Here is a 20,605-nt window from a genome sequence, read left to right as displayed (position 1 = left end):
AGCCGAGCCGAGCCGAGCCGAGCCGAGCCGAGCCGAGCCGAGCCGAGCCGAGCCGAGCCGAGCCGAGCCGAGCCGAGCCGAGCCGAGCCGAGCCGAGCCGTTGTTTCGGCAGCCCGCTAGGGCCCGCCGCGGGATCCGGCCGTGATCCAGATCGCGGGAACTCGCGGGCGCCTCCGCCCGACCATTCTGTTGTGCGCACTATTCCGGCCCCGCACCGGCGGGGTTTGCTTGCCGCAGCGGGGTTTGCCGCCGTGGCCGTCGTGGCGGTGGTCGCCGCGGCGGGCGATGTCTATGCCGCTCTCGGCAACCCGGCTCCCGGCCCGTTGACGTCCTTGGGCACCTCCTTGCTCCGGTTGATCGCCGACGCGGCCGGGGTGGTCTGCGTCGGCGGGCTGGCGTTCGCGGCGTTTCTGAGCCCGCCCGGCGAATCGGGACGGCTCTCCCCGGACGGCTACGCAGCGACCCGCACCGCTGCGGGCGCCGCGGTCGTCTGGGCGCTCGCGGCCGCGGTGCTGGTGCCGTTCGACGCCGCTGACGCGTCCGGGCGCCCGGTTTCCGAGGCGTTGCACCTGGCGAACCTCGCCGTCCTCGTCGACGCCATGGAGGAACCCAAAGCCTGGCTCTGCGTCCTGGCAGTGGCGACGACCGTAGCGATCGGCGTTTGGCGCACGTTGACCTGGCGCACCACGGTGTGGTGGCTGGGGCTCGCCATCGTCGGACTGCTGCCGCGCGTCATCGCCGGGCACGTTTCCATCGGCGGGTGGCACGACCTGGCCACGAATGCCTTGGTGTGGCACGTGATCGCGGCAGCCCTGTGGACTGGCTCCCTCGTCGCGCTGCTGCTCCACGTCCGGCGTTCGGGCTCGGCACGAGAGGTCGCGCTGCGCCGGTATCGGCGGTTGGCGACCTGTTGTCTCGTCGTACTCGCCGCGTCCGGAATAGTCGACGGCCTCGCACTTGCCCGTCCGGCTGGATTACTTACTGGCTATGGTTTTCTCCTCGGGGTGAAGGTCGTGGTCACGGTGGTGTTGGCGGTGCTGATCGCCGGCACGCGCCGTCGTTGGGGCGGCGGGAAAGCGGCTCTCGTTGCTGAGGTCGTGGTGCTGGCTGGGGCTATGGGCGTCTCGGCTGGGCTGGCGCATCTGGTGCCACCGGCGTTCGTGGACGATCCGGCGACCGTCGGCGAGACTGTGCTCGGCTACGACCTGCCTGACCCGCCGACGTTCGCCCGGCTCTTCCTGGATTGGCGTCCGGACCTGCTGCTCGGTGTCGTGGCAGTGCTCGCCGTCGCGGCCTACGCGGTCGGGGCGCGCCGTCTCCGCACTCGCGGCGACGGCTGGCCGCGCGGCCGGTTCTGGGCGTGGACCTGCGGCTGGGCGACGGTGCTGATCGCGACGTCGTCCGGCCTGGGCAAGTACTCGTCCGGAACCTTCAGCCTGCACATGGTCATCCACATGACGCTGGCCATGCTCGCCCCGGTGCTGCTCGTGCTCGGCGGCCCGGTGACCCTCGCGTTGCGCGCCTTGCCGGTGGCGGGCAAAGGACCGGACGGTCCGCGCGAGTGGCTGGTGGCGCTGCTGCACTCGCGGTTCACGCGCCTGGTCGCGCACCCGCTGGCGGCGTCGGTGGTGTTCGTCGGCTCGTACTACGCGCTGTACTTTTCGGGCCTGTTCGGCGAGGCGATGCGCTACCACTGGGCGCACCAGCTGATGAACCTCCATTTCCTCGTGTCCGGCTACGTTTTCTTCTGGCTGGTGATCGGCGTCGACCGCCCGCCGCGCTCGTTGCCGCATCTCGCGCGGCTCGGCATGATGTTCGCGGTGATGCCGTTCCACGCGTTCTTCGGCGTGATCCTGATGAACAAGCAGACGGTGATCGCCGAGACGTTCTACCGCTACCTGTCCCTGCCGTGGATGCCTGACCTCCTCTCCGATCAACGCCTTGGCGGCGGCATCGCCTGGGCCACCGGGGAAATCCCGATGATCGTGGTCGTCGTGGCGCTGCTGGTGCAGTGGGGCCGCCACGACGACCGCGAAGCCGCGCGTCTGGACCGTCGCTTCGACCAAGGCGACGACGACGATTTCGCCGCCTACAACGCGATGCTCGCCAACCTGGCGGCCAGAAGGCAGTAGCCGCGGTCCGATGCCTGCCTCAGCGAATCAGGTTCGGTCGCTCCTGAGCTTCGCTCGACCGGCATCGGTCCCGCTGCTCGCTGAATCCGCCTGCCCGCAGATCGCGCGTCGGATGGGCACAGTCTCGTTGCACCGCAACGACTCCATCGTTAAACCACCGCATCCACCACCTTGTCCAAGGCTCCGTCCTTGACGTCCGCGACGAGAACTTTCAGCTGTGCCAAGCTCATCTGCACGCGCTGCCCGAAGTCGTCGGTCAAGACGACGCGACGCTCCGGCGGGGCGGCGTCGTCGAGGAACAGCTCCGGGCAGCCGCAGTCGCAGTTGCCGCAGAACGTGGTCACGTGCCGAAGATCTCCTGCTACGGCAAAGGTTTCGGACATTTTCGCTCCTGTCTGATCGGGTCGGTTCGGGCACTGCCACCATCTGGATAGTCGTCGGAGAAGGGCGAAAGGTTCCCAAGTCACCCGAAGGAGTGGCGACGGAAAACCAGGCGTACTATGGAAATCAGTCCGCCTTCCCGGCACTGGCACTGCCACCGCTTTCGTGCCCGTCCTGGAATTCGGAGAACCATGTCCACGCAGACCGCCGCCCCCGCGGCGACCCCGACTCGTCAACTCGATCTCGCCGTCGGCGGGATGACCTGTGCCGCTTGCGCGGCGCGCGTCGAGCGTTCCCTCGGCAAGCTCGTCGGCGTCCGCGCCACGGTGAACTACGCGACCGAACGCGCGACCGTCCGCTATCCGCCCGACCTTGACCCCGCCTCGCTGGTCGCGACGATCGAGCGGGCGGGCTACACCGCGACTGTCCGCGGCGAAACGACCCCGGAAAACCGCGACGCGCGAGTGCGCGATCTGCGCCGTCGGCTGATCGTGGCCGCGGTCCTGGCTGTCCCGCTGGGAAACCTGTCGATCACGCTCGCGCTCGTGCCGTCGTTGCGATTCCCGTTGTGGGGCCTGGTATGCCTGCTGCTCGCGACGCCGGTCGTCTTCTGGTCGGCGGCGCCGTTCCACCGGGCCGCGCTGCGCAATCTGCGGCACCGATCGTCCAGTATGGACACTCTCGTTTCCTTGGGCGTGCTGGCGTCCTACCTGTGGTCGGCGGCCTCGGTGCTGATCGGATCGGGCACCGAGGCGGGTTACTGGATCGGGTTCGGCGCGACCGCGCCGGGTGCGGATTCGGTGTACCTCGACGTCGCGGCAGGCGTGACGACGTTCCTGCTTGCTGGCAGGTACTTCGAGGCGCGGTCCCGGCGCGGCGCGGCGGACCTGCTCGGTGCGCTGGACGCGCTGGCGGCCAAGGACGTGCGGATTCTGCGCGCGGAAGGCGAAGTGCTGGTCGGAATCGGAGAACTGGCGGTCGGCGACCGGTTCGTGGTGCGGCCGGGGGAGAAGATCGCCGCTGACGGAACCGTCGGCAGCGGTCTGTCCACAGTGGACGTCAGTGCCATCACGGGAGAACCGGTTCCGGCGGAGGTCGGGCCGGGAAACCGGGTGATCGGCGGGAGCATCAACCTGAACGGCAGGCTGGTGGTGCGCGCGGAGGCGGTCGGGGCGCGGTCGCAGCTGGCGCAGATGAGCGCGCTGGCCGAGCGGGCGCAGGAGCGGAAAGCGGCGGTGCAGCGGCTGGCCGACCGGGTGTGCGCGGTGTTCGTCCCCGTGGTCTCGGCGCTCGCGGTGCTCACGCTGGCGGGGTGGCTGCTCAGCGGGAACCCGGTGCGGGACGCGTTCGGGGCGGCGGTGTCCGTGCTGATCATCGCGTGCCCGTGTGCGCTGGGGCTGGCGACCCCGACGGCGTTGATGGTCGGCGTCGGGCGGGGTGCGCAGCTCGGGATTCTGGTGAAGGGGCCGGACGCGCTCGAGGCGAGTCGTGCGGTCGACACCGTCGTGCTGGACAAGACCGGCACGGTGACTCAAGGGCGGATGACTCTCGCCGAGACCAGGGCGTTCGGGTCGTACTCGGCGGCGGAAGTGCTGCGTCTCGCCGCTGCGGTGGAAGTATCGTCGGAACACCCGATTGCAGCAGCGATTGTCGCCGGCGGGCCCGAGGTTCATCCGGCCGCCGCTGAGTTCGAGGCCTTGCCGGGGCTGGGTGCGCGCGGCGTGGTCGAGGGGGCAGCGGTAGTGGTCGGGCGGCCCAGGTTGCTGGTCGGCGAAGGGGTTTCGGTTGGCCCGGAGGTCGAGGCCGAAGTGGCGTCGGCGGAGGCTGGCGGGGCGACGGTCGTGCTTGTTGCGAAAGGCGGCGAGGTCGCGGGCATGCTCGTAGTGCGGGACGAGGTGAAGCCGTCGGCGCGGGCGGCGGTCGCGCAGTTGCATCGGCTGGGATTGAAGACGGTGCTGCTGACCGGCGATAACGAGGCGACGGCGCAGGCGGTCGCGGCGGAGGTCGGGATTCCCGAGGTGCTCGCCGGGGTTTTGCCGAGCGAGAAGGCCGCGGCGGTGTCCGCGTTGCAGCGCAACGGACATCGGGTAGCGATGGTCGGCGACGGGGTGAACGACGCTCCGGCGCTGGCGACCGCTGATCTCGGGCTGGCCGTCGCCGAGGGGACCGATCTGGCCTTGCGGTCGGCCGACATCATCCTGGTCCGCGACGATCTGTCGGTGCTGCCGGACGCGATCCGTCTCGCTCAGCGGACATTGCGCACTATTCGCGGCAATCTCGTCTGGGCGTTCGGGTACAACGTGGCCGCGTTGCCGCTCGCCGCGTGCGGACTGCTGAATCCGCTGATCGCGGGGGCCGCGATGTCGCTGTCGTCGGTGCTGGTGGTGGCCAACAGCTTGCGGCTGCGGAATTTCGCGCCCGGCCGCTGAGCCGGGGGTGGGCGGGATCACCCTGGCCGTCGCTCACTCGATTAGGTTAGGTTTGCCTAATCGGTCGGCGACGGAGGGTGAGGTGCGCGGTGACGCGGGACGCGGAAGCCGGGATCGAGGGGCGGGTCGCGCTGGTCACCGGCGGTGCGCGCGGAATCGGGGCGGCCGTCGTGGAGGCGCTCGCCCGGGCCGGTGCCGTGGTGGCCGCGGTCGACATCGACGAGGAGGGGGTGCGGGAGGTCGCCGCGCGGGACTACGGCGCGGGGCTGGCTCAGGTTGACGCCGGGGCTCTTTCGGGGGCCAGGGCGCTTGGCCGTCTCGCGGGAAGTTCTGCCGCGGAGGATGGTGCGCGACCGCCGGCGGAATCGGTTGCGGGGGTGCTCGCGGACGGTCCTGGGCGGATAACAGCCGATGCGGCGCGGGGTCGGGTGGACGCCAGTGTCCAGCTGCCGGTCCGCGGATGGCGCGGGCGGGTGGTGCCGTTCGTGGCGGATGTTGGGGATCCGGCGGCGGTCGCGCGGGTGGTGGCGGATGTCGAGCGCGAGTTGGGGCCGATCGGGATCGGGGTGTCGGTCGCGGGGGTGTTGCGGCCTGGGACGGTCAGCGAGACCAGCGACGAGGACTGGGCGGCGACCTTCGCGGTCAACTCGACTGGGGTTTTCACTGTGCTGCGCGAGATCTCCCGGCGGATGCAGCCGCGGGGGATCGGGGCGCTCGTGACTGTGGGGTCGAACGCGGCTGGTGTCCCGCGGACCGGGATGGCTGCTTATGCGGCCTCGAAGGCTGCGGCGACCATGCTCACTCGCTGTCTCGGGCTGGAGCTCGCCGGGTCGGGGATTCGGTGCAACATCGTCTCGCCGGGGTCGACCGACACCGACATGCAACGTCTACTGTGGACGGACGACTCCGGCGAAGCTCGCGTGATCGCGGGGAATCCGGAGGAATTCCGCGTCGGGATTCCGCTCGGGCGGATCGCCGACCCGGCCGATATCGCGGACGCGGTGCTGTTCCTCGCGTCCGACCGGGCGCGGCACATCACCATGCAGAACCTCTACGTCGACGGCGGGGCCACGCTGCGCGCGTGACCCGGGTTGACCCGCCGGGCGGCTTTTCCTTTTCGTCCGGATACGGTAGCGTCCATTAGGTTAGGCTAACCGAACAGTCAAGGTCTGGACCTTGTCCAAGGAACAGACGGGGCGGCTCGGCCGCCTGCGCGTGTGCGAAAGGGAATTCACCTCGTGTCCTCACCTGCTCCGGCCCGTCCGCGGCCGGTCCACCGGGCGGCGGATCTCCTGGCCGCGTACCTGCCGGGGTCGTTCTACTACTCGTCGGCCCGCGGGGTGCTGCTCGCCGACGGGGTGCACTCGTGCGTCCGCGGCACACCCGGCAACCGGGCCGCGGCTGCTGCTGAGGCGTTGGAAGCCGCTGTGCTGGCGGGGGTTGCCGATCCGGTGGTGGTGGGGGCGATCGGGTTTCGGCCGGATTCCGGGAGCAGCCTGATCGTGCCTGCGGTGGTGCGCCGGGCCAAGGCGCCGGGCGACGCGGCGGGCTCGGATTCGGGCGTGGGCGGTCGCGCGGAGTTGGCTGGCGGGGTTTCGGGCGCGAATGGTCGCGGGAAGTTGGCTGGCGGGGTTTCGGGTCTGGGCGGTAGCGCGGAGCTGGCCGACGAGGTTTCAGGCGTGGGTGGTCGTGCGGAGTTGGCTGGCGGGGTTTCAAACGCGGGCGGTTGCGCGGAGCCGGTCGACGAGGTTTCAAGCGCGGGCGGTCGCGGGGAATCGAGCGGCTTCTCGGCTCAAACCTCCTGGACCGTAGTCCCTCAACCGGCCCCCGAGGTCTACGCCGAAAGCGTCCGCCGGGCGGTCGGTCTCATCGCCGACGGGGAACTGGAGAAGGTCGTCCTCGCCCGCGCGCTGGATCTCGTTGGGCAGCAGGGCCTTTCCGTCCAGCAACTGCTCCGCAATCTCGTCGTGGCGGACCCGGGGGCGCACGCCTTTGCCGTTGACGTCAGCGCACCGGGGGATTCGGCGCCGCGGACGCTCGTCGGGGCCAGTCCGGAGTTGCTGGTGTCTCGCAAGGGGGACGTCGTGACCGCGAATCCGCTTGCTGGCTCGCGGCGGCGGACGGGGGATCCGGTCCAGGACGCGCAGGCGATTGCCGAGTTGAGAGTGTCCGAAAAGGACCTCAATGAACACGCTCTCGTCGCGGCGCAGGTCGCGGAGGTGCTGGGGCGGTACTGCACCGAGCTGGAAGTTCCGGAAGAGCCGGAAGTGATGGGCACGCCTACGATGTGGCACCTTTCCACCCGGATCACCGGGCGAGTGGGGCCGGGCGGGCCGTCGTCGTTGGAGTTGGCTGAAGCTTTGCATCCGACGCCCGCGGTGTGCGGCGTGCCGGTCGAGTTGGCGCGCGACACGATCGCGCGGCTGGAACCCGAGGATCGCGGGTATTACGCGGGGCTGGTCGGCTGGACCGACCTCGCGGGGGACGGTGAATGGGTGGTCACGATCCGGTGTGCGGAGGTGTCCGACAAGACGGCGCGGCTGTTCGCGGGGGCGGGCGTCGTCGCTGGGTCTGATCCGGCGGCGGAACTGGCCGAGACCAGTGCGAAGTTCGGGACGCTGCTGCGCGCGCTGGGTGCGGAGGGGGTCGCGTGAGCCGGTGGCCGGAGGAAGCCGCGGCGAGGTATCGGGCCAGCGGGTATTGGCGGGGGCAGACGTTCGGGGCGTTGCTGACGTCGCTCAAGGACGCGTATGCGAGCCGGACGGCGGTGGTCGGCGAGGAGCAGCGGTGGACGTTCGCCGAACTGGACGAGCGGGCGCATCGGTTGGCGGCTGGGTTTGTCGCGAACGGGATCAAGCAGGGCGACCGGGTGGTCGTGCAGTTGCCGAATATTCCGGAGTTCGTGTCTGTCGTTTTTGGACTGTGGCGGGCCGGTGCGGTGCCGGTGTTCGCGTTGCCCGCGCATCGGGACAGCGAGTTGCGGCACTTCGTGGAGCAGAGCGAAGCACAGGCGATTATCACCGTAAAAGAGCACGCTGGGCACGATCACGCGAAGATGGCGCGGGAGGTTGCCAAGCGGAAATCCCTAGTAGTAGGGGAATCGGAGTTCGCGGAGCTGGCGGCGACCGAACCGCGCGAGCTGCCGGACCCGGATCCGGAGGGGATGGCGTTTCTGCAGCTGTCCGGCGGAAGTACCGGGTTGCCGAAGCTGATTCCGCGTACTCACGACGATTATCTCTACAGCGTCAGGGAAAGCGCGCGGATCTGCGGCCTCAAAAAGGAAAGCGTGTACCTCGCGGCCCTGCCCGTTGCGCATAATTTCCCGCTCAGCTCGCCCGGGCTGCTCGGCGCGTTGCACGCGGGTGCGGCCACGGTGATGGCGCCGCGGCCGGACGCCGACACCGCGTTTCGGTTGATCGAGGCCGAAGGGGTCACGATCAGCGGGGTGGTTCCGCCGTTGGCGGCGGCTTGGGTGCAGGCGGCGGCGCGGACCCAACGAGATCTGTCCTCTTTGGACGTTCTGCTCGTCGGCGGCGCGAAATGCGGCCGGGAACTCGCCGAGCGCATCGGCCCGGCGCTGGGATGCCAGTTGCAGCAGGTGTTCGGCATGGCCGAGGGGCTGGTCTGCTACACCCGGCTGGACGATCCAGAAGACCTCGTCCTGAGCACCCAGGGGCGGCCGATTTCGCCGGACGACGAGGTGCGCGTCGTGAATCCGGACGATCCGCTGGCGAAATCGGACCATGTAGTCGAGCCCGGCGAAATCGGCGCGCTGCTCACGCGCGGGCCGTACACGATTCGCGGCTACTACAACGCGGCCGAGCACAACAAGACTGCGTTCACCGAGGACGGGTTTTACCGCACTGGAGATTTGGTGCGGCAACGGGAATCCGGGCATCTCGAGGTCGTCGGGCGGGCGAAGGAGCAGATCAACCGCGGCGGCGAGAAGGTCGCGGCGGAAGAGGTCGAGAACCATCTGATGGCGCATCCGGGCGTGCTCGACGCGGCCGTCGTCGCGGTGCCCGACGAGTACCTCGGCGAGCGGACCTGCGCGTATGTCGTTCCGGTGGACGGAAGCCAGCCGAGCGCGGCGGAACTGCGCCGGTTCGTGCGCGGGCGCGGGATCGCCGCGTTCAAGGTGCCGGATCTGGTGGAGGTGGTCGGGGAGTTCCCGGTCACCGGCGTGGGCAAGACCAGCAAACGCGAACTGCGGGCGGCGCTGGCCGCCCTGGCGAAGGAGAGGTGAGGCGTGTCCCTGCCGAAGATCCGGGCGTACCCGCTGCCGACGGCGGCGGACCTGCCCGCGGGGCGGGTCGACTGGCGGCCCGACCCGGCGCGGTCGGCCCTGCTCGTGCACGACGTCCAGCGGTATTTCCTTGCCCCGTATGAGGGCTCGCCGATTCCGGAGATGGTCGCGAACATCGCGGAGCTCGCCGAGAAGGCGCGCAGTTACGGCGTTCCGGTGTTCTACACCGCGCAGCCGGGCAAGCAGCCGGCCGCCGATCGCGGGCTGCTCACCGAATTCTGGGGCGACGGCATCGGCGCGGTGATCGACGACGACCCGCGCGCCGCGGACATCGTCGACGAGCTGGCTCCGCGGCCGGGCGACATCGTGCTGGACAAATGGCGCTACAGCGCCTTCCAGCGCAGCACTTTCCGCGAGCAGCTCGGCGACCGCGACCAGCTGCTGATCACCGGCGTCTACGCGCACATCGGCTGCCAGACCACGGCGGTCGAGGCGTTCATGCGCGACGTCCGGCCGTTCCTGATCAGCGACGCGGTCGCGGACTTCGACCGCTCCCGGCACGACCAGGCGTGCGAGTACGTCGCGCAACACTGCGGCGTCGTCACCACCACCGCCGACGCGCTCGCCGCGCTCTCGGCGCCGATTCCCGCAGGAGCACCTCGATGAGCAACCCCGGACTGACGGCCGACCAGGTCAACGCGGACGTCGCCGAACTGCTCGGCTGCGGCCTCGACGAGCTGACCCCGGACACCGACCTCGCCGACCTCGGCCTCGACTCGATGCGGATCATGAGCCTGGTCGAGAAGTGGCGCGGCGCGGGCGCGGCGCAGCTGGAATTCGCCGACCTCGCCGAAGACCCGCGCCTCGGGCATTGGACGAAGCTGCTCACCGGCGGCGCGCAGTGAGCCGGGACGAGCACCGGCACCGCCACACCGCCCGGATCGCGGAGGTCCGCGCGGGCCGTCAGGCCGAGAAAGTGCCGTACCCCATCAGGATCCGACGCGCGGAGGTCGTGCGGACCAGCGCGGTCGGCGCCGGGCTGCTGCGCGTCACCCTCGGCGGGCCGGGCACGGCGGGGTTCGAGGCGCATTCGCCGGACGAGCACGTGAAGATCCTCTTCCCGGACGCCGACGGCCAGCTCCGGCTGCCCGAGGCGAACGGTGACCTGCTCCGCTGGCCGAAGCCGTCGCCGGTTTCGCGCGAGTACACCGTCCGCCGCTACGACCCGGCGTCCGGCGAACTGGACCTCGACGTCGCCCTGCACGACGGCGGTCTCGGCTCGGATTGGGCGCGCGCGGTTCAGCCGGGCGACGCCGTGCACGTCGCCGGTCCGCCGGGCGGGCTGATCGTGCCGCACAACTACGACCGCTACTTGCTCGCCGGCGACATCACGGCGTTGCCCGCGCTCGCGCGCTGGCTGGAGGAACTGCCGCGGACCGTGGTCGGCTGGGCGTTCGCCGAGGTCGCCGACGCGAGCGAGCAGATCGACCTCGACGCTCCGGAAGGCGTCGAAGTCCATTGGCTGCACCGCGGAGCAGCCGCGCCGGGCAGCGTCGAGCTTCTCGCCGACGCCGTGCGCGAAGTCAAGGTGCCCGAAGGCGAACGGCTTTACGCGTGGATCGCCGGAGAGGCGGGCGCGATCAAGCCGTTGCGCCGTTGGCTGCGTGACGACCTCGGGCTCGCCCGCGAGGACTACGACGTGACCGGCTACTGGAAACGCGGCGTCGCGGACTTCGACGACGAGCACGACCACTGATCCACCAGAACAGCAAGGACCCTCGCATGACCGTCACCAGAAAGACCCGTCTCGCCGCCGCTGCCCTCGCGGTCGCCCTCACCGTCGTAGCCGGCTGCGGCTCCGGTGACGCACAAAGCGGCGGGAGCGACGCCCCGACCCGCGTGTTCGCCGCCGACAACGGTGAGATCAAGATCCCGGTCAAGCCGAAGCGCGTGATCGCGACCGGCTACGCCGTCCCCGCGCTGCTCGAGGCGAAGGCTCCGCTTGTCGGGATTTCGACGTGGAAGCGCGGCCTGCCGATGATGACGACCGAGGACCGCAAGAAGTACGACGAGCTGCCGAAGGTCGCGGGCGAACAGGCCGCCGAGACGAACTACGAGGCGATCGCGCAGGCGGATCCGGACCTGATCGTGATCGGCGTGCCGAAGCCGGTGCTCGCGGACATCGACGTCAAGCGGCTGCAGGAGATCGCGCCGGTCGTGGCGATCGGGCCGTCGGTGCCGTCGGCGTGGCGGGAGCTTTCGCGCAAGCAGTCCGACGCGGCGGGCGCGCTGGCCGGGTTCGACGCCGCGCGCCAGGAGTACGAGGCGAAGGCGAAGCAGCTCGCGGACAAGTACAAAGCCGTGCTGCCGCAGCTGAAACTGGGCCACGTCGGCGCGTACGGCGAGGTCGCGAAGGGCAACTTCCAGCGCGAGTTCAAGGATTCCTGGGGCACCAACATCGCGCAGGACCTCGGCGCGAACTACTACGGCCAGGTGAAGGTCAAGGGCGGCGGCTCGAAGGACGTCAGCGAGTACCCGTCGATCGAGGAACTGCCCACGGCGTTCGCGCAGGCGGACGCGATCACCTACTCGGTGAAGCCGGACGGCTCGGTGCCGCCCGCGGTGAAGTACGTGCTCGATTCGCCGTTGTGGAAGGAACTTCCGGCGGTGAAGGCGGGCAAGACGTTCGCCTTCCGCTACACCGAAGCGGCCACCTACCGGGCGGCGATGAAGACGCTGGACGCGGTGGACCAGGCGTTCGCGCCGCTGCTGAAGAAGTGACCGCGCGCAGCCGGACCGCGCTGCTGGCCGCCGCCGTCGTCCTGCTGGCGGCGGTTGCCGTGGTCAGCGTGGGCGTCGGGGCGCACGGCATCGCGCCGGCGGAGGTGCTCAAGGCCATCTTCGGCCACGGTGATCCGGCCGATCAAGCGGTGGTGCGGGACGTCCGTGCGCCGCGGGCGCTGCTGGCGGTCGGCGTCGGCGCGGCGCTGGCGGTGGCCGGGGTGCTCGTCCAGGTGTTGTCGCGCAACCCGTTGGCCGAACCCGGTGTGCTCGGCGTGACCGCCGGGGCCGGGTTCGCCATCACGATCGGTTCCGCGCTCGGCATCGCCGTTTCCGAGTCGGGGGAACTGCTGTTCGCGGTGCTCGGCGCTGTGCTGGCGACGCTGCTGGTGTACGCGGTCGGCCGGCGGTCGCCGTTGCGGATGGTGCTCACCGGAACTGCGCTGACCTTCGTGCTCAGCGGCGTTTCGCTCGGCTTAAGGCTGTTGCTGCCCGACACTTTCGACCGGTACCGGTTCTGGGCGGTCGGTTCGCTGGCCGGCCGGGAACAGGCTCCGCTGACGGTGCCGCTGATCGTGATCGCGGTGAGCGTGGTCGCCGCGTTTCTGCTGAGCCGCCAGCTGAACGCACTCGCGCTGGGCGACACTGTCGCGCACACTCTCGGCGCGCGCGTGGCCCGAATCCGCGCGGTGACGCTGCTGCTGATCACTTTGCTGGCCGGAGCGGCGACCGCGGTGGCCGGGCCGATTCTGTTCGTCGGCCTGATCGTGCCGCATCTCGCGCGGCGCGCGGCGGGCGCTTCGGTGCCGTGGCTGACCGCGTTCGCGGTGGTGCTGGGCCCGATTCTGCTGCTGGTGTCGGACATCGGCTCGCGCGTGCTGCTGCCGACCGGCGAGGTTCCGGTCGCGATCGTGACGGCGTTCGTCGGCGGTCCGGTGCTGATCTGGGCGGTCCGCAAGTACGGGACGGCCGCGCTGTGACCGCGTTCGTGTTCCGCCGGGGGCGGGTTTCGCTGCGGGTCGAGCGCCGCACGGTCGTGCTCGTCGCCGTGCTCGGCGTCGTTCTCGCCGGGCTCGCGTTGCTGGGGCTTTGCTACGGCGCGGCTTGGGCGAGTCCGGCGCGGGTGTTCGCCGCGCTCGGCGGATCCGGCGGCGGACCGGGTGTGGTGATCCGCGAATGGCGGCTGCCGCGCGTGGCGGCCGGGCTCGTGTTCGGGGCCGCGCTCGGGCTGGCCGGGGCCATTTTCCAGAACGTCACCAGGAATCCGCTCGGCAGCCCGGACGTGATCGGCCTCGATTCCGGGGCCTACACCGGCGCACTGATCGCGATGACGGTGCTGTCCGGTTCTCCGGCGCAGCTGACGTTCGCGTCGGTGCTCGGCGGGCTGGTCACCGCGGCCGCGGTCTATCTGCTGTCGATGGGCGGCAGCCGGTCCGGGTTGCGGCTGATCGTCATCGGGATCGCGATCAACGCGATGCTGACCGCGTTGAACTCGTGGATCGTGCTGCGCGCCGACTTGGAAGTCGCGATCGCGGCGGTCGGCTGGAGCGCCGGTTCGCTCAACGGCATCGGCTGGAGCGACGTCGCTGTGCCGTTCGGGGTGCTGGCCGTGCTGTTCGCGGTGTTGCTGACCCGGGCGCCCGCGCTGCACCAAGCGGCGCTCGGCACGGAACTCGCGGTGACGACCGGTGTCCGCCACGAATCCCTGCGGCTGCAACTGGTGGTGATCGGCGTCGCTTGCACGGCGACGGTCACCGCGGTGGCCGGGCCGATCGCGTTCGTCGCGCTAGCCGCTCCGCAGATCGGCCGGAGGCTCGCCCGTGCGCCCGGCATACCGCTGCTGCCCGCCGCGCTGACCGGCGCGGTGCTGCTCGCCGGAGCCGACCTAGCCGCGCAGATGCTGCTCGCCCCGGTGTCGCTGCCGGTCGGCGTGGTCAGCACGGCGATCGGCGGCTGCTACCTGATCTGGCTGCTCACCAAGGAGGTGCGGCGGAAGTGACCGCCCGCTTGACCGCGCGGGATCTCACCCTGCGCTACGGCGACCGCGTCGTGTCGACGCAGTTGCAGCTCGACGTGCCCGACCGCGCGTTCACCGCGGTGGTCGGCCCGAACGCGTGCGGTAAATCGACATTGCTGCGCGCGTTCGTCCGGCTGCTGCGTCCGTCCGACGGCGGCGTGACCTTCGACGGCCGCGAGGTCGGGGCGTATCCGGCCAAGACGCTGGCACGCCAACTCGGCTTCCTGCCGCAGGATCCGTCCGCGCCGGAGGACGTCCGCGTCCGGCAGCTGGTCGCGCGCGGCCGGTTCCCGCACCAGTCGCTGCTGTCGTCGTGGTCGGAGGAGGACGAGACGGCGGTGGTCGGCGCGATGACCGCGGCCGGGGTCGCCGGGCTCGCCGACCGTCCGGTGCAGGAACTGTCCGGCGGGCAGCGGCAGCGGGTGTGGATCGCGGTCGTGCTCGCGCAGCGCACGCCGTACCTGCTGCTCGACGAGCCGACGTCGTTCCTCGACATCGCGCACCAGTACCAGGTGCTGGAGCTGCTGAAGCGGCTGCGCGACGAGGGCCGCACGGTGATCGCGGTGCTGCACGACATCAACCAGGCCTGCCGCTACGCCGACCACGTGGTCGCCATGCGCGACGGCCGGGTCGTCGCCGAAGGCGCGCCCGGCGACGTCGTGGACGCCGCGCTGATCAAGGAAGTCTTCGACCTGCCGAGCGTCGTGGTGCCCGATCCGGTCACCGGGACGCCGATGGTCGTGCCGTCGCTCTGACCCCAGGAGTCACCTGTTGAGCACCGCACTCGCCACCCTCGAGCTGACCAGCGCCCAGCTGGGCATCTGGAACGCGCAGCGGCTGGAACCGGATTCGCCGTATTACCTCGTCGGGGACGTCGTAGAAGTCTCCGGCGGCGCGCCGATAGACCTCGCGGCGCTGGCCGAGGCGATCCGGGCGACCACCGAGGAGGCCGAAAGCCTTCGCCTGCGGGTGCTCGACACTCCGGACGGCCCTCGGCAAACCGTGTCCGCTGAGCCGGTGCCGTTGCCGGAGATCGTTGACCTGCAAGGGGAAGCGGACCCGCTGGCGGCCGCGCACGCCCGGGTCGCGGCGGAGCGGCAGCGGGTGGCCGAGGCGTGTCGCGGGATGCTGGACCGGGCGTTGTTCTCGCACGTGATCCTCCGGCTTTCCGACACCGAAGTGTGGTTCACCCAGCTAGGCCACCATTTGGTGTTCGACGGATACACCGCAGCGATGCTCGCCCGGCGCACGGCCGCCCGGTACACCGCGGCGGTGCGAGGCGATGAGGTTCCGCCGTCGACGTTCGGCCGGTTCGCGGACCTGGTCGAAGCCGACCACGCGTACCGGATGAGCGAGCGCTTCACGAAGGACCGCGCGTACTGGTGCGATCGGTTCACGCCGATGCCGGAGCTGGCCGAGGACGCGAGCGCGGCCGGGCTGCCGGAAGCGACGTTCACCGCGCGCGCCGAACTCACCGCGGACGAGGTCGCCGGTCTTGGCGAACTGGGCAAGCGCGCCGGGACGACCTGGGGTGACGCGCTGATCGCGTGCTACGCGGCGTTCCTGCATCGCGTGCTCGGGACGGCGGACGTCGTGTTCGCGGTGCCGCTGATGTGCCGGGTCGGGGCGGCGTTGCGGACTCCGGCGATGGCGGTCAACGTGCTGCCGTTGCGGGTCCGCGTGCAGCCGGGCGACCGTCCGGAGGAGCTGACCGCGCGGGTCGCGGAGGCGCTGCGGGAAATGCGCGCGCACCAGCGGTACCGGGGCGAGAATCTGCCGCAGGATCTGGCGGTGCCGGGCGCGGGCGCGTTGCTGCACGGGCGCGGGATCAACCTCAAGGCGTTCGACCTGGAGCTGGCGTTCGGCGAGGCGCGCGGGACGATGCGGAACGTCGCGGGCGGGCCGCCGGAGGACATGGGGCTCAGCGTGCTGCCGACGGCTGGCGGCGGGCTGTTGCTCGGCTTTGAGGTCGATGCGCGGTCGCAGGACCAGGCTGGCGTCGACGCGCAGCTTACGGCGTTGAAGGCGTTGATCTCCGCGTTCACTCGGGCGGACGCGCCGGTGGTCGGCGGGGTGGACCTGGTTCCGGATGTCGATGCCTTGCTTGCCGAATGGTCGACACCCGCCGTTGCCGCAACGGAGGTCCGTGAAGGACTCGGCGGGCAGACCGCGCTGGTCTGCGGCGACGAGCGGCTCACTGGTGACGAGGTGCTGGACCGGGTGCACCGGCTGGCGCGGGCGTTGCGGGCGCGGGGTGTCGGGGCGGACGACGTGGTGGCGCTGGCGTTGCCGCGGTCGGTCGATCTGGTGGTGGCGTTGCTGGCGGTTCTTGACGCCGGTGCCGCGTTCCTGCCGCTCGACTTGGCGCATCCGGCGGAACGGCTTCGCTCGCTGGTCGCCGAGGTGACCCCGAAGCTCGCCATCACAAACTCCGACCTGCTGCCGGGAGTGCCGCAGCTTCGGTTGGACGAGCCGTCGGTACGGGACGAGATCGCCGGGTATTCGGCGGCGGAACTGTCCGATGTGGACCGTCATCCGGAAGATCTCGCGTACGTCATCTTCACCTCGGGCTCCACTGGGCAGCCCAAGGGAGTGCTGGTCCGGTCCGGCGGGCTGGAGACGTTGCTGCGGAACCACCGCGCGACCACGGTCGCCGAGACCGCGCAGGGACGACGGCTCCGCGTGGCCCACACGTATTCCTTCGCCTTCGACTCGGCGATCGAACAGCTGCTGTGGATGCTGTGCGGGCACGAATTGCACGTCTACGACACGGAAACCGCGCGCGACGTCGACGCTTTGCACGCCGCTTTCCTGCGCGACCGGATCGACGTCATCGACACGACGCCGTCGATGGCCGCGCCGTTGCTGGACGCGGGTTCGCTCGACCCGGCGTTGCTCGTGCTCGGCGGCGAGGCGACGCCGCCAGCGTTGTGGCAGCGGGTCGCGTCGTCCGGCATTCGGGCGCGCAATATTTACGGTCCGACTGAGGCCACTGTGGACGGTGCCAGCGCGCCGGTCACGGGTGACGAGCCGGTGATCGGGTTCGCGGTGCCGGGCACTAGGGTGTACGTGCTCGACGCGGCGCTGCGCCCGGTGCTGCCGGGCAGTCGCGGAGAGTTGTACCTAGCCGGGCCGCATCTGGCTCGCGGTTATCTCGGCCGTCCGGGCGGGACGGCGGAGCGGTTCGTCGCCGATCCGTTCGGGCCGCCGGGGGAGCGGATGTACCGCACTGGCGACGTCGTGCGCTGGGTGCCCGGTCGCGGTCTGGAGTACCTGGGACGCCGCGACGGTCAGGTCAAGATTCGTGGCCACCGCGTGGAATTGGGCGAGGTCGAGGGCGCGCTCGGCGCGGTTCCCGGTGTTCGGGCGGCTGCGGCGGCGGTGCGCGGGCCGCGCTTGATCGGGTATGTCGTCGGTGCTGGGCTGGTAGCGGAGGACGTGCGCGCGACGCTCGTGCAGCGGTTGCCGGAAGCGATGGTCCCGGCGGCGGTCGTGGTGCTGGACGAACTTCCGTTGACCGGCAACGGAAAACTCGACCGGGCCGCGCTGCCCGCACCGGCAGCGGCAGACGGTGGGCGCGAGCCGCAGACCGAGCGGGAACGGTTGCTGTGCGCGGCGATCGCCGAGGTGATCGGCGTGGAGCGGGTCGCGGTCGACGATGATTTCTTCGCCCTCGGCGGCGACAGCATCACGGCGATCAGCGTGAGCAGCCGGTTGCGGGCACACGGACTCGACCTCCGACCGCGGGATTTGCTGGCACGGCGCAGTTTCGCGGCCCTGGCGGCGGCGAGCCGGGATCTGTCCGAACCGGACAGCGAACCGGACGAGCCGATCGGTGAGGTTCCGGCGCCGCCGATCGTGCGGACGTTGTTCGACCTGAATCCGGATCTGGACGCGATCGTCGGCTATGCACAGTGGACAGTGCTCCGAGTGGACGGTCCGGTGCCAAGGCTGCGCGAAGGTGTTCAGGCGCTTCTGGATCACCACGATGTGCTGCGGCTTCGGGTCGAATCCGACGGTTCGTTGGTGATCCGGCCCCGGGGAGCAGTCGCGGCGTCGGTGAGCGAGGCGACGGGGGATCCGGCCGAGGTGGCGGAGCGGCTGGCGTCCGAATTGGACCCGCGCGCCGGGGAGATGCTGCGGGTCGCACTGGTGGGGGACCAGGTGGTGATCGTCGTGCACCACCTGGCGATCGACGGGGTTTCCTGGCGGATTCTGCTGCCTGATCTCCAGACGGCGTGCGAGGACGGGGTTCTGGAGCCCGTGCGCACTTCCTGGCGACGGCATGCGCTGGCACTCGCCGAGCAGGGCGCGAGCGGTGCGCGACGCGGGGAACTGGAGTACTGGCGGTCGGCGCAGAAGAGCAAGCTTGACCCGACGCTCGATACTGTTGCCACCGCGCATCGTTCGGTTACCGTCGCGAGCGAAGAGGAAAGCACGGCGATCCTCATGACGTTGCCCGCGGCCTATCGTGCGGGCGTCGACGAGGTGCTGCTCGCCGCGCTCGTACTGACGTTGCGTGGTGACGAAGACGCGTTGACCGTCACGATGGAGGGCCACGGCCGCGAAGGCTTGGACCTCGCTCGCACGGTCGGCTGGTTCACCGCCGAATACCCGGTCCACATTGAACTGTCCGGAGTGGACACACTCGATCGCTTGCTGCGCGCGGTCAAGGAAGCGCGTCGGGCAGTGCCGGACGGCGGGATCGGTTTCGGCGTCCTCCGGTACCTCGACCGCGGCGCTGAGTTCGCGCCGGAAATGCCGGACGTTCTGCTCAACTACCTCGGCCGGTTCACTCCGCTGTCCGGCGGCTGGCAGCTGCCGGACGAGGATCCGTTCGCCGTGATCGAGCCGCCCGCGAAGGCGTTGGAGCAGGTCCTGGCGCTGAACTGCTTCGTCCGCGAGGACAGCGTGCCGCGGATCGCCGTCGAATGGACCGCCGCCAGCCGGGTCCTGCCGCCGGACGAGGTCGAACGCCTGCAAGAAGCGTGGGCAGCGGCGCTGGCCACGTTGGCGGCGCATGCCCGGGAGAGCATCGGCGGGCTCACACCGTCGGACCTTCCGCTGGTCAGCATCACTCAGGACGACATCGACGCCCTCGAACAGCAGGGCCCGCTCGCCGACGTCCTGCCCGCGACGCCGTTGCAGGCCGGGCTTTCGTTCCACACTCTGACCCGGGGCGGACCGGACGTCTACACCGTGCAGGCGGTCACCCGGCTCGAAGGGCAGCTCGATCCAGACCGGATGCGAGCCGCCGCCGGGGAACTGCTGCGACGGCATCCGGCGCTGCGCGTCCACCTGCACACGACGGCGGCGGGCGAGGTCGTGCAGGTCGTGCCCGCCGACCTGCACCTGGACTGGCGGCACGTCGAGCACCCGGAGAACGCCGACGACGAATGCGCGGCCGAGCTGGCCCGCCCGTTCGACCCGGCGGTGCCGCCGCTGATCCGGTTCCTGCTGCTCACCCTCGGCCCGGCCGAACACCGGCTGGTGCTGACGATCCATCACGCGCTGCTCGACGGCTGGTCGATGCCGCTCGTCGGCCGCGCCCTGCTGGCCACCTACGCCGAATTGGACGGCGGACCGGCTGCTCCGGTCGCGCCGTCGCTCACGGAGTACCACCGGGTGCTGGCCGCCCGCGATCACGACGCGGCCGTCGAGGCCTGGCAGACCGCATTGGCTGGCCTCGAAGAAGGAACTCGGCTCGCTCCGGCGACCAATGAGTCCACTTCAGACCGTCCACAGCGGATCTGGGTCGGGCTCGGCGCGGACTTCAGCGAACAGCTGCGCGTCTTCGCCCGGGAACGCGGCGTCACGTCGACGGCGGTGTTCCAGACCGCGTGGGGCGTTCTGCTGGCGCGGCTCACCGGACGCCAGGACGTGGTGTTCGGCTGCCCGGTGTCCGGCCGTCCGTCCGATGTGCCCGGTGTGGAGGCGATGATCGGCCAGCTCGGCACCACCATTCCGGTGCGCGTGGCGTTCGCGCCGTCCGATCCGGCCGCAGAGCTGCTGGCGCGAGTGCAGGACGAGAACGCGCGGCTCACCGACCACCATCACCTCGGCCTGCCGGACATCCAGCGCGCGGCGGGCGTCGGCGATCTGTTCGACACGATGCTGGTGATGGAGAACTTCCCGCTCTCCAGCCGGGACCGCGAACCGCTCGCGCCCGGGCTCGACCTCGCGGGCGTCGACATCACTGACGCGACGCACTATCCGCTGACGGTGATCGTGCTGCCGGGCGACGAGATCTCGATCGGCCTCGGCTACCAGCCGAACTCCTTCGACGAGCCGACCGTGGCGGCTTACGGCCGCTGGCTGACAACTCTGCTGCACGAGATCGTGGCCGACCCGCAGCAACCGGTCGCACGGCTGCGTTCTCTTGACGCAGAAGAGGAAGCAGCTCTGCTGCAGCAAGGAACCGGTCCGGAACCAAGGCGGGAAGCCGGTACCTGTCTGGAGGAATTCGCCCACTGGGTACGGGAGACTCCGGACGCCGAAGCCGTGGTGTGCCGGAACCGCCGCTTGACCTACGCGGAACTGGACCGGAAGGCGAACCAGCTCGCGCACGCCTTGCGCGAGGCCGGGGTGCGGGAACAAGACCCGGTCGCGGTGCTGCTGG

15 protein-coding genes and 1 pseudogene are annotated in these 20,605 nt (G+C 70.5%); 14 read left to right on the top strand and 2 right to left on the bottom strand.

Annotation, left to right across the window (positions count from 1 at the left end; translation table 11 throughout):
- Positions 1 to 199: hypothetical protein (locus tag ACWDNU_RS39455; protein WP_449672604.1), on the bottom strand; the 199-nt coding region annotated here is incomplete at its 3' end.
- On the opposite strand from ACWDNU_RS39455, the gene ACWDNU_RS39450 reads away from it, so the two are divergent.
- Positions 192 to 2,132, top strand: coding sequence for a cytochrome c oxidase assembly protein (locus tag ACWDNU_RS39450; RefSeq protein ID WP_449672603.1), 1,941 nt, complete (start codon positions 192 to 194; stop codon positions 2,130 to 2,132). The two genes, ACWDNU_RS39455 and ACWDNU_RS39450, sit on opposite strands and share 8 nt — an antisense overlap.
- A gap of 149 nt (positions 2,133 to 2,281) precedes the next feature.
- Here ACWDNU_RS39450 and ACWDNU_RS39445 read toward each other — a convergent pair whose 3' ends face one another.
- Positions 2,282 to 2,515 carry a hypothetical protein gene (locus ACWDNU_RS39445; protein WP_449672602.1) on the bottom strand — a complete coding sequence of 78 codons (234 nt, stop codon included), beginning with the start codon at positions 2,513 to 2,515 and terminating at the stop codon, positions 2,282 to 2,284.
- A gap of 189 nt (positions 2,516 to 2,704) precedes the next feature.
- Between ACWDNU_RS39445 and ACWDNU_RS39440 the strand changes: the two genes are divergently transcribed.
- The 13 genes and pseudogenes from ACWDNU_RS39440 to ACWDNU_RS39380 form a co-directional block, all read left to right on the top strand.
- Positions 2,705 to 4,942: a heavy metal translocating P-type ATPase gene (locus ACWDNU_RS39440; protein WP_449672601.1), complete on the top strand. Its 2,238-nt coding sequence runs from the start codon at positions 2,705 to 2,707 to the stop codon at positions 4,940 to 4,942.
- 77 nt (positions 4,943 to 5,019) lie between these two features.
- Positions 5,020 to 5,178, top strand: a pseudogene (locus tag ACWDNU_RS39435) (SDR family NAD(P)-dependent oxidoreductase); the annotation flags it as partial.
- Between the two features lie 141 nt (positions 5,179 to 5,319).
- Positions 5,320 to 6,027, top strand: a complete 708-nt coding sequence (locus ACWDNU_RS39430) for a 2,3-dihydro-2,3-dihydroxybenzoate dehydrogenase (RefSeq protein ID WP_449672605.1) — start codon at positions 5,320 to 5,322, stop codon at positions 6,025 to 6,027.
- A gap of 153 nt (positions 6,028 to 6,180) precedes the next feature.
- Positions 6,181 to 7,596 (top strand): isochorismate synthase, encoded by a 1,416-nt coding sequence (locus ACWDNU_RS39425; RefSeq protein ID WP_449672600.1) that lies wholly within the window; start codon positions 6,181 to 6,183, stop codon positions 7,594 to 7,596.
- Positions 7,593 to 9,188, top strand: coding sequence for a (2,3-dihydroxybenzoyl)adenylate synthase (locus tag ACWDNU_RS39420; protein WP_449672599.1), 1,596 nt, complete (start codon positions 7,593 to 7,595; stop codon positions 9,186 to 9,188). The genes ACWDNU_RS39425 and ACWDNU_RS39420 overlap by 4 nt, the downstream gene beginning before the upstream one ends.
- Positions 9,189 to 9,191: 3 nt before the next feature.
- Positions 9,192 to 9,854: an isochorismatase family protein gene (locus ACWDNU_RS39415; protein ID WP_449672598.1), complete on the top strand. Its 663-nt coding sequence runs from the start codon at positions 9,192 to 9,194 to the stop codon at positions 9,852 to 9,854.
- Positions 9,851 to 10,093 (top strand): phosphopantetheine-binding protein, encoded by a 243-nt coding sequence (locus ACWDNU_RS39410; RefSeq protein WP_370938247.1) that lies wholly within the window; start codon positions 9,851 to 9,853, stop codon positions 10,091 to 10,093. The genes ACWDNU_RS39415 and ACWDNU_RS39410 overlap by 4 nt, the downstream gene beginning before the upstream one ends.
- Positions 10,090 to 10,944, top strand: a complete 855-nt coding sequence (locus ACWDNU_RS39405; RefSeq protein WP_449672597.1) for a siderophore-interacting protein — start codon at positions 10,090 to 10,092, stop codon at positions 10,942 to 10,944. Before ACWDNU_RS39410 ends, ACWDNU_RS39405 begins: the two co-directional genes overlap by 4 nt.
- A 26-nt stretch (positions 10,945 to 10,970) precedes the next feature.
- The gene (locus ACWDNU_RS39400; RefSeq protein WP_449672596.1) at positions 10,971 to 11,969 is read left to right on the top strand and encodes an ABC transporter substrate-binding protein; all 999 of its coding nucleotides are present in this window, start codon (positions 10,971 to 10,973) and stop codon (positions 11,967 to 11,969) included.
- Positions 11,966 to 12,949, top strand: coding sequence for a FecCD family ABC transporter permease (locus ACWDNU_RS39395; protein ID WP_354743294.1), 984 nt, complete (start codon positions 11,966 to 11,968; stop codon positions 12,947 to 12,949). Before ACWDNU_RS39400 ends, ACWDNU_RS39395 begins: the two co-directional genes overlap by 4 nt.
- On the top strand, positions 12,946 to 13,968 hold the full coding sequence (locus ACWDNU_RS39390) for a FecCD family ABC transporter permease (protein ID WP_116199907.1): 1,023 nt from the start codon (positions 12,946 to 12,948) through the stop codon (positions 13,966 to 13,968). Before ACWDNU_RS39395 ends, ACWDNU_RS39390 begins: the two co-directional genes overlap by 4 nt.
- Positions 13,965 to 14,741: an ABC transporter ATP-binding protein gene (locus tag ACWDNU_RS39385; protein ID WP_449672595.1), complete on the top strand. Its 777-nt coding sequence runs from the start codon at positions 13,965 to 13,967 to the stop codon at positions 14,739 to 14,741. Before ACWDNU_RS39390 ends, ACWDNU_RS39385 begins: the two co-directional genes overlap by 4 nt.
- A 16-nt stretch (positions 14,742 to 14,757) precedes the next feature.
- A partial coding sequence (locus ACWDNU_RS39380) for an amino acid adenylation domain-containing protein (RefSeq protein WP_449672594.1) occupies positions 14,758 to 20,605 on the top strand: 5,848 nt, incomplete at its 3' end.

Source organism: Amycolatopsis sp. NPDC003676, assembly GCF_053587275.1.
This window is presented reverse-complemented; position numbering and strand designations above follow the sequence as displayed.